The 7496-nt window shown below is 72.1% G+C and carries 9 protein-coding genes; 4 read left to right on the top strand and 5 right to left on the bottom strand.

Going from position 1 to position 7496, the window contains the following annotated elements; translation table 11 throughout:
• Nucleotides 1-537, top strand: a 537-nt coding sequence (locus E1264_RS37495) for a septum formation family protein (protein ID WP_132181460.1), incomplete at its 5' end; no start/stop codon positions are given.
• Nucleotides 538-602: 65 nt separating this feature from the next.
• Here the strand turns inward: E1264_RS37495 and E1264_RS37490 are convergent.
• The 3 genes from E1264_RS37490 to E1264_RS37480 all read right to left on the bottom strand — a co-directional run bounded on the left by E1264_RS37490 (nucleotide 603) and on the right by E1264_RS37480 (nucleotide 3084).
• Nucleotides 603-1565: a serine hydrolase gene (locus tag E1264_RS37490; protein WP_132181458.1), complete on the bottom strand. Its 963-nt coding sequence runs from the start codon at nucleotides 1563-1565 to the stop codon at nucleotides 603-605.
• Between the two features lie 174 nt (nucleotides 1566-1739).
• Nucleotides 1740-2267: an SRPBCC family protein gene (locus tag E1264_RS37485; RefSeq protein WP_132181456.1), complete on the bottom strand. Its 528-nt coding sequence runs from the start codon at nucleotides 2265-2267 to the stop codon at nucleotides 1740-1742.
• 133 nt (nucleotides 2268-2400) lie between these two features.
• Nucleotides 2401-3084, bottom strand: a complete 684-nt coding sequence (locus E1264_RS37480) for a PIG-L deacetylase family protein (protein WP_132181462.1) — start codon at nucleotides 3082-3084, stop codon at nucleotides 2401-2403.
• A gap of 167 nt (nucleotides 3085-3251) precedes the next feature.
• Here E1264_RS37480 and dhaK point away from each other — a divergent pair, with 167 nt between their 5' ends.
• Genes dhaK through E1264_RS37465 form a run of 3 tightly spaced genes read left to right on the top strand, consistent with a single transcriptional unit; the run spans nucleotide 3252 to nucleotide 5292 of the window.
• Nucleotides 3252-4247, top strand: coding sequence for a dihydroxyacetone kinase subunit DhaK (gene dhaK, locus E1264_RS37475; RefSeq protein WP_132181454.1), 996 nt, complete (start codon nucleotides 3252-3254; stop codon nucleotides 4245-4247).
• Entirely contained in the window at nucleotides 4244-4906 is a 663-nt protein-coding gene (gene dhaL, locus E1264_RS37470) for a dihydroxyacetone kinase subunit DhaL (protein WP_132181452.1), read from the top strand. The genes dhaK and dhaL overlap by 4 nt, the downstream gene beginning before the upstream one ends.
• Nucleotides 4906-5292 carry a phosphoenolpyruvate--protein phosphotransferase gene (locus tag E1264_RS37465; RefSeq protein WP_132181450.1) on the top strand — a complete coding sequence of 129 codons (387 nt, stop codon included), beginning with the start codon at nucleotides 4906-4908 and terminating at the stop codon, nucleotides 5290-5292. The genes dhaL and E1264_RS37465 overlap by 1 nt, the downstream gene beginning before the upstream one ends.
• A 59-nt stretch (nucleotides 5293-5351) precedes the next feature.
• Here E1264_RS37465 and E1264_RS37460 read toward each other — a convergent pair whose 3' ends face one another.
• Nucleotides 5352-5648, bottom strand: a complete 297-nt coding sequence (locus E1264_RS37460) for a protealysin inhibitor emfourin (RefSeq protein WP_132181448.1) — start codon at nucleotides 5646-5648, stop codon at nucleotides 5352-5354.
• Between the two features lie 37 nt (nucleotides 5649-5685).
• Nucleotides 5686-7158 (bottom strand): hypothetical protein, encoded by a 1473-nt coding sequence (locus E1264_RS37455; protein WP_132181446.1) that lies wholly within the window; start codon nucleotides 7156-7158, stop codon nucleotides 5686-5688.
• Nucleotides 7159-7496 lie beyond the last annotated feature (338 nt).

Here is a 7496-nt window from a genome sequence, read left to right as displayed (position 1 = left end):
GGCAAGGGCCGCGGCCTCGCGATCGCCGGGATCGTCCTGTCGTGCCTGTGGATCGTCGGCGGCATCGCCGGCTTCGCGCTGCGCGGCTCCGGCTCCGGCGCGTCCGCGGCCGACGACCCCGGCACCACCCGCCCCACCCCCGGCCAGACCAAGCCGCAAGAGGTGGGCGTGACGACGATGAAGGTCGGCGACTGCATCAACGACGACAAGGTCGCCTCCAACACCACCGGCGAGTCGGTCGAGGTCGAGAGCGTCAAGATCGTCCCGTGCCGGGGTCCGCACCACGGGGAGGTGCTGGCCGTCTTCAAACTGCCCGGCGACATCCTGCCGTCGGAGAACCAGCTGAGCCGGCTGGCCGAGGAAGGATGCCAGAAGCGCATCAGCGGCAAGATCCGCCGCGACCCGGCGGCCAACTCGCTCGCCACCTCCATGTACTACCCCACGCTCGAACTGTGGATGTCGGGCGAGCGCGATGTCACCTGCGTCGTCGTGTCCGCCACCGAGGGCAAGAAGCTCACCCGGCCGATTCGCGGCTGACGGTTCGGTTCCCTTCGCTGGGCGGCCGGCCCGCCGCCTGGCCCGGATCTCCGGAGCCCGCCCGGCTACGGACGTGAGTCGCGCAGGGCGTCCACCACCATGTCCGACACGTGCTCGACCGTGGCCACCCCGGCCTCCATGGTCGGGCTGTCGCCGCTGCACACCGCGACGAGGAAGTCGTGATCGCGTCCGGTGATGCGGCCGATGCTGTTCACCGTCCAGCCGTTCCCCTGGTCGTGGACCGGCGTCCACCCGTTCTTCAGCGCCACGCTCTCGCCCGGACGCGCCGCCGCGCTGACGCCCCACGCCTGCTCGTCCACGACGGACCCCATCAGGCCGAGGATGTACCGGCGGCCGGACGCCTCGATCGGGCTCTTCTCCGACGCCAGGTTCGTGAGCAGCCTGACCTGGTCGGCCGGGCTCGTCCAGGACGACCCCCACGACGTCGAGAACGGCTTCGTGTCCGTCATCCCGAAACGCCTGTTCGCCTTCCGGACGCCCGCGCTGAGACCGGCGGCGGAGTACAGGGCGTCCGCGGCCGTGTTGTCGCTCTCCCGGATCATCTGGCTCGCCAGATCGCGCTGGCCGTCCGACAGCCCGAGGTCGCGCTCGCCGCTCGCCGGGTTCAGGCCGCGCCCGCCGCCGGTCGCCGGGCCCCGATCGGCGCGCTGCCGCTGCAAGAGGAGAGCCGCCAGGATGTCGACCTTCATGATGCTGGCGCTGACGAAGTCGCCCTTCTCGTTCTCCCCGAAGGACAGGCCCGTGCGCAGGTCGGTGGCCATCACGCCCGCCTTGCCCGGACGTCCCGAGAGGTAGGCGCGGACGGTCCGGCGCAGCCCCGCCCGGTCGAACGGACGGGCCCCGGCCATCGCCGCGCCCCGTCCGGCCGTAGAGCTCCCGATCGACTCCGTGGCGCCCATGACGGCGCCCTTGCGCTGCGGCCCGTCCGAGACGAGCAGGTGGACGGTGAATCCCGCCCCGGTGGCACCCGCCGCCGCGACGGCGAGCGCGATGATATGGCGTCGCATCGATCCCCCCGAATTCGTGCGACTTCCCCCGACACAAGCGGGGCTTCTCCGCGAAACGCGGCGTGGTACCCGCCGGCGCGCCGCGTCACTGGACGGCGCCGGGTCACTGGCTGAGCCTGGTCACCGAACTGCGCCGGTCACTGGACGACGCCGATCAGTGGGCGGCGGCGCCGGTTACAGGGCGCCTGGCAGGCGGGCCGGGCAGCCGGGTTCGCAGTGCTCGGAATGCCGCGCCACCCGGCGGGCGTACGCGCCGAACCGGCGGCGCAGCAGGGCCCGGGTGAGCGGGCCGGTGCCCGGGAACCCGTGGAACGCGCCGCGCCAGCGGATCAGCGTGCCCGCGGCGTGCGGCTCCAGCGTGACGTCGGCCCGGAAGCGGCGCGTCGGCGGCGCGGCGAGCACCAGGCAGGCGACGAGCGCCGGGTAGCTCGCGAGCGCGGTGTACCCGTAGTGCCGTGGCGGATCCCAGGCCACGACCTCCTCGCGCCGCGCCGGGACGTACCGGACGGCCCCGATCCCGTTCGGATGCTCCTCGCCCGCGGACTCCCGCCTCGCGCGCGTCCAGAACCCGCCCCATTCGGCCCACGCCTCCGCCACGCACAGATGCTTGAAGATCACATCCGGCGCGGCCCTGGAGGTGGCGGTGGCCTCGACCTGCTGCGCCCCGTCGCCCTCCCGAGTCCCCTCGATCCCCTGCGGCATGTCAACCCCCCGAGTTCCGTCACATGGGGTACATGCCCGATCTGCTCTTCATTACGGCGTGTGAATGAACATATTTGACGAGTGATGACCCTCGATCGCCGGTTCAGGCGGTGTGGGTTCAGGCAGTGTGGGCTCAGGCGGTGTCGATGACCTGGAACGATTCGGCCAGCCGGCCCTCGGGGAGCCCGGCCGCGGCGGCGTTGCCCGCCAGCCAGCCGCGCAGCATCTCCGGCAGCTCGTCGCCCATGTGCCCGGTCTGGCTGGCATGCGCCCGCAGCGCGTTCACCTTCCGGTCGAACCGCTCGGTGATGTCGACGTAGTGGTTCGACGCGGGCCCGCCGGTGAACCACACCTCGCGCGCCGTCCAGGCGTCGAGCCCCTCGGCGGCGAGCAGCTCGGGGAACGCGTACGGGTTGCGCGCGTCCGGGTAGACGGCGTCGAGCGCGGCCGAGCCGACCGCCCGGTGGTCGGGGTGGCTCGGATAGATCCGCTCGTAGTTGCGTTCCGGGCTCGGCATCAGCACCCGGTCCGGCCGCACCTGCCGGATGACGCGCGCGATGTCGCGGCGCAGCTCCAGCGTGGCCTCGACGCGCCCGTCCGGGTAGCCGAGCCACCGGACGTCGCTCACCCCGACGCATTTGGCCGCCGCGCGCTGCTCCTCCCGCCGCAGCGCGCCCATCTCCGCGCGCGTGATCCCGTCGTCGAACCCGCCCGCGTCGCCGTCGGTGACCATGAGGTACACGACCTCGATGCCCCGGTCCGTCCAGCCCGCCACCGTTCCGGCGGCGCCGAAGTCGACATCGTCGGGATGCGCCATCACGACAAGGATCCGCTGCAGCTCGCCGTCGTCCAGAACATCGGTCACGATTCAACTGTAAAGACTCTGAACCGTAACTGGTACACCCGCAGATCAGCAGAGATATATATGGGGATGATCGGGGATTGGGCCTGGGACGTCCGCTCACGCCAGGGTAGAGCTGAGACATGCGCAAACTCATCAACGCCCCGGCGGACGTGGTCACCGACGCGCTGCGCGGCCTGGCCGCCGCGCATCCCTCGCTGAAGGTCGACCCGGACGGCGGGACGGTCGTGCGGGCGGACGCACCGCGCGCCGGGAAGGTCGCCCTGGTGTCGGGCGGCGGGTCCGGGCACGAGCCGCTGCACGCCGGTTTCGTCGGCCACGGGATGCTCGACGCGGCCTGCTGCGGCGCGGTCTTCACGTCCCCGGTGCCGGACCAGATCATCGCGGCGACGATGGCGGTGAACGGCGGCGCCGGCGTCGTCCACCTGGTGAAAAACTATACAGGCGACGTTATGAATTTCCAGCTGGCCGCCGAGCTGGCCGAGGACGAGGACATCGAGGTCACCTCCGTCATCGTGGACGACGACGTCGCCGTCGAGGACAGCACGTTCACCGCCGGGCGGCGCGGCACCGGCGCCACCCTGTTCGCCGAGAAGATCGCCGGTGCGCTCGCCGAGGAGGGCGCGGACCTCGCCGCCGTAGCCGCGGTGGCGCGCGAGGTCAACGAGCGCAGCCGGTCGTTCGGCGTGGCGCTGTCGTCCTGCACCGTGCCTGCCTCCGGGACGCCCACGTTCGAGCTGGGCGAGGACGAGATGGAGCTCGGCATCGGCATCCACGGCGAGCCGGGCCGCGAGCGGGTCAAGGCCGGCACCGCGGCGGAGATCGTGGACGCGGCGCTGAGCGCGATCGACGCCGACATGCCGCTGTCGGGTTCGGAGGTGCTGGTGCTGGTCAACGGCATGGGCGGGACCCCGCTCATCGAGCAGTACGTCGCCTACGCGGCCGCGGCGCAATGGCTGGAGGGGCACGGCGCGACCGTCGCCCGCCGCTTGGTCGGGCCGTTCGTGACAAGCCTGGAGATGGCCGGATGCATGATCAGCGTGTGCCGCCTGACGCCCGAGCTGACCCGCCTCTGGGACGCCCCCGTTGAGACGCCCGGACTGAGGTGGGGCCGATGAACGCCGCGGACATGACGTCCTGGATCCGGCACGCCGCCGAGCTGGTCACCGCCGACGTCGACCGGCTCACCCGGCTGGACTCGGCCATCGGCGACGGCGACCACGGCCACAACCTCGACCGCGGCTTCCGCGCCGCCACCGAGGCCGTGTCCGGCGGGGCGCTCCCGGCCGACGCTCCGCCGGGCAAGGTGCTGGTCGCCGCGGGCCTGGCCATCCTGTCCAAGACCGGCGGCGCGTCCGGCCCCCTCTACGGGACGGCGCTGCGCCGCGCAGGCAAGGCCCTGGGCGACTCCGCTTCCGACGGCCCTTCCGACGGCACAGAGGTCGACGCCGCCGCGCTCGGCACCGCGCTCCGGGCCGCGCTGGACAGCGTCCAGAACCTCGGAAAGGCGGCGGAGGGCGATAAGACCATGGTCGACGCGCTCGCCCCGGCCGTCGCGGCCTACGAGACCGCCCTCGCGGACGGCTCCGGCCTCGCGGCCTGCGTGCGCGCCGCCGCCGACGCCGCCGCGGCGGGCGCCGAAGCGACCGTCCCGATGCAGGCGCGCAAAGGCCGTGCCAGCTACCTCGGCTCGCGAAGCGTCGGGCACATGGACCCCGGCGCGGCGTCCACCGCCCTCATCCTGCGCGCCCTCGCCGATGTCACGGGGGAGGGGTGATGGTCGGGATCGTGATCATCTCCCACAGCCGGACGCTCGCGGAGGGCGTCGCCGAGGTGGCCCGCTCGATGGGCGTCGGCAAGGCCGTCGTGGAACCCGCCGGCGGCGACCTGGAAGGACGGCTCGGCACGAGCATCGACCTCGTCGAGACCGCCGTCGCCGCGGCGGACGGCGGCGACGGCGTCCTGCTGCTCGCCGACATCGGCAGCTCCGTCCTCACCGCCCGGATGCTCATCGAGGACGCCGGCGGCGAGGGCCTGCTGCTCGCGGACGCGCCGCTGGTCGAGGGCGCGGTCGCCGCGGCCTCCATGGCCGCGACCGGCGCGGACCTCGCCGCCGTCCAGGCCGCCGCCGAATCCGCCTACGACCACCGAAAGACCCACTGACCAGGGGCCCAGAACGGGCCGAGGACTTACTCGAACGGAGCCTTACTCGAACGGGAGCCTTACTCGGACGCGGCGTTGAGAAGGACGTCGAGGAGGGACGAATCACCCATCGGGTCCTCTGTCACCTCGTACACGCGGGTCTTCCCGCCGGGCTCGTCCTCGACGGTGATCCGGTAGACGAAAAGGTCGGCGCCGATGGCGCCGCCCTCGTCACCGCGCTCGCGCGCGGCGTCGAGCGCGTCCAGCGCCTCCCGGACGCGCCCGGCCCGCCCGGCGGGAAGGTCGGCGAGGTCGTACTGCGTCACGTGCGTTTCGAGCCCGGCGAACCCGCCGGTTCTGTCGATCTTCACGCGCATGCCCTGCCCGCACCTTCCCGCCGGTTCTCCTGCCCGATTACTTGCTGAAGGCCCGGCGCAGCTCGTCGAGATCATCACGGAGGATGTCATCGTCCTCCAGCGACCCGCGCTTGGCCAGCTTCTCGGCGTCGACGACCTGGTACTCGGGCATCTGCATCGTCCCGCAGCAGCGGGACCTGTCCTGCTCGGCCCGCAGGCTCGCCGACTGCTCGTCGAGCGCGTCGACCTCGGTGACGTCCTGCCCGTCCCCGGTGTAGTCGGCCTCGGTCATCTTCATCTGCCCGCTCATCAGGTCGGTGAGCGGCGTCGCCGCCGTCGTGATCTCCCGGACGGCGAACCGGTTGCGGATGAACGTGCGGTAGATCGCGGGGTCGCCGCGGCTCGCCGAGATCTGCAGCATCTTGTTCGCCACGTCCACGTACCGCGCGCCGGTCGCCGGGGCCGCCACGATCGCGTCGAACACCAGCCGGCACAGCGCGGCGGCCGACTCGATCAGCACGATCGTCGGGTCCTTGGTGCGCCGCTGGCGGGCGATCTCGAAGGCGACGATGTCGGCGAGCACGTCGTAGATCGCGCCGGTGAACACCTGGGAGATCGCGTGCACCTCGTTGCCGACCTGGCTCAGCTTGAGGTCGTTGTCGGCGTTGCGCAGCCCGGACGGCATGCCGAGCGCCCGGCCGAACTCCTCGGCGACGTCCGCCAGGAACGACTTGTCGTGCAGGTTCGCCTTGGTGAGCGCGATCAGCGCCTCCGCCTGGTCCGGCTGCGCCAGCGCCAGGAAGATCGCCGTGAGGTCGCCGAACGACTCGTGCAGCCCGCCCGTCTGCGGCGGCCCGGCCGCCGACAGCCAGCCCGGCTTGAGCCCGTCGAGGAGCGCGTGGCCCGTCTCGTGCGCGACGATGTCGAACGACCGGCACGTGTGGACGACCGTCGTCGGGGGCTGCCCTTCCGGGGTGAAGAACAGGAACTTCAGCGCCTTCGCCGTCCGGCTGTAGAACGCGTTCGCGCCGACCCCGGCCCGCGGGAACACCGAGAGGCGGTCGGTGTTGCCGCCCACGTTCCACGCGAACGGGATCGGATTGCCGCCGTTGTGCCGCTCGTACATGGCGATGGCCTGCCGGACGACCGCGAACGTGTGCGCGCAGTCGAACTGCGGGCTGCCCGGGGCGAACACGAAGTCGCCGTTGACGTTGCGGGCGACCGGGGTGACGCCCTGCATTTCCGTCCGGACCCGCGCGTCCGTCGGCCCGTTCAGTACCACGGTCGGGACGAAGGCCAGCCGCGCGCCGAGCTCGGTGACCGACGGGTCCTGCTTGTAGATCAGGAAGCGGTGACCGGTCCGCGCCGGCACCGGGACGGGCACCGGTCTCGGGACGGCCTGCGGAGCCGCCGCGGCCGCCCCGCGCAGCGCGGCGATCCGGGAGACCGGTCCCGGACGCTGCGCGGGCACCTCGATCTGTGTCGCTCCGGTGGACTGGCTCTCCTGGACGTCTTGCTGGTGGATCGTCATCGAAGCCACCTCCCTTTACGGTGCGCGAGTCCCTGCTGACCCTGCGCTCCTGGGGGTGGACACGCCTATCCGAGCCCTGCTGAGTGCATGGCGTTCGCTATACCCCGCTCTAGGCGGTGCTCTGTGTACGGCGCGCGCTGTATGGCTCGGGGGTACGGGCCGGTCGGGTCCGGCGGGTCGTGTCCGCCCCGTCGGGCCAAACGCTCCGCTGGTCAGGAGATCGAGTCAAGACGGCGGGTCCAAAAGGCCTGCCATCTGTCCACATGCTGCCGCGGGGCGTCCACATGCTGCCAAGGGGGTGACAGGGCGCGGAGTCGTGTAGGTGCGGACCGGGTAGG

The organism is Actinomadura sp. KC216, from assembly GCF_004348535.1.
Classification (GTDB): Bacteria; Actinomycetota; Actinomycetes; order Streptosporangiales; family Streptosporangiaceae; genus Spirillospora.
Note: the sequence above shows the minus strand (reverse complement) of the source record. Positions and strands in the feature narration are given on the sequence as shown.

Bases quoted from the DNA above. Each gene is read 5' to 3' on its own strand.
- dhaL (WP_132181452.1), top strand. From the start codon at position 4,244: ATGAACGCCGCGGACATGACGTCCTGGATCCGGCACGCCGCCGAGCTG.
- E1264_RS37455 (WP_132181446.1), bottom strand. From the start codon at position 7,158: ATGACGATCCACCAGCAAGACGTCCAGGAGAGCCAGTCCACCGGAGCG.
- E1264_RS37465 (WP_132181450.1), top strand. From the start codon at position 4,906: ATGGTCGGGATCGTGATCATCTCCCACAGCCGGACGCTCGCGGAGGGC.
- E1264_RS37460 (WP_132181448.1), bottom strand. From the start codon at position 5,648: ATGCGCGTGAAGATCGACAGAACCGGCGGGTTCGCCGGGCTCGAAACG.
- E1264_RS37480 (WP_132181462.1), bottom strand. From the start codon at position 3,084: ATGGCGCATCCCGACGATGTCGACTTCGGCGCCGCCGGAACGGTGGCG.
- E1264_RS37485 (WP_132181456.1), bottom strand. From the start codon at position 2,267: ATGCCGCAGGGGATCGAGGGGACTCGGGAGGGCGACGGGGCGCAGCAG.
- dhaK (WP_132181454.1), top strand. From the start codon at position 3,252: ATGCGCAAACTCATCAACGCCCCGGCGGACGTGGTCACCGACGCGCTG.
- E1264_RS37490 (WP_132181458.1), bottom strand. From the start codon at position 1,565: ATGCGACGCCATATCATCGCGCTCGCCGTCGCGGCGGCGGGTGCCACC.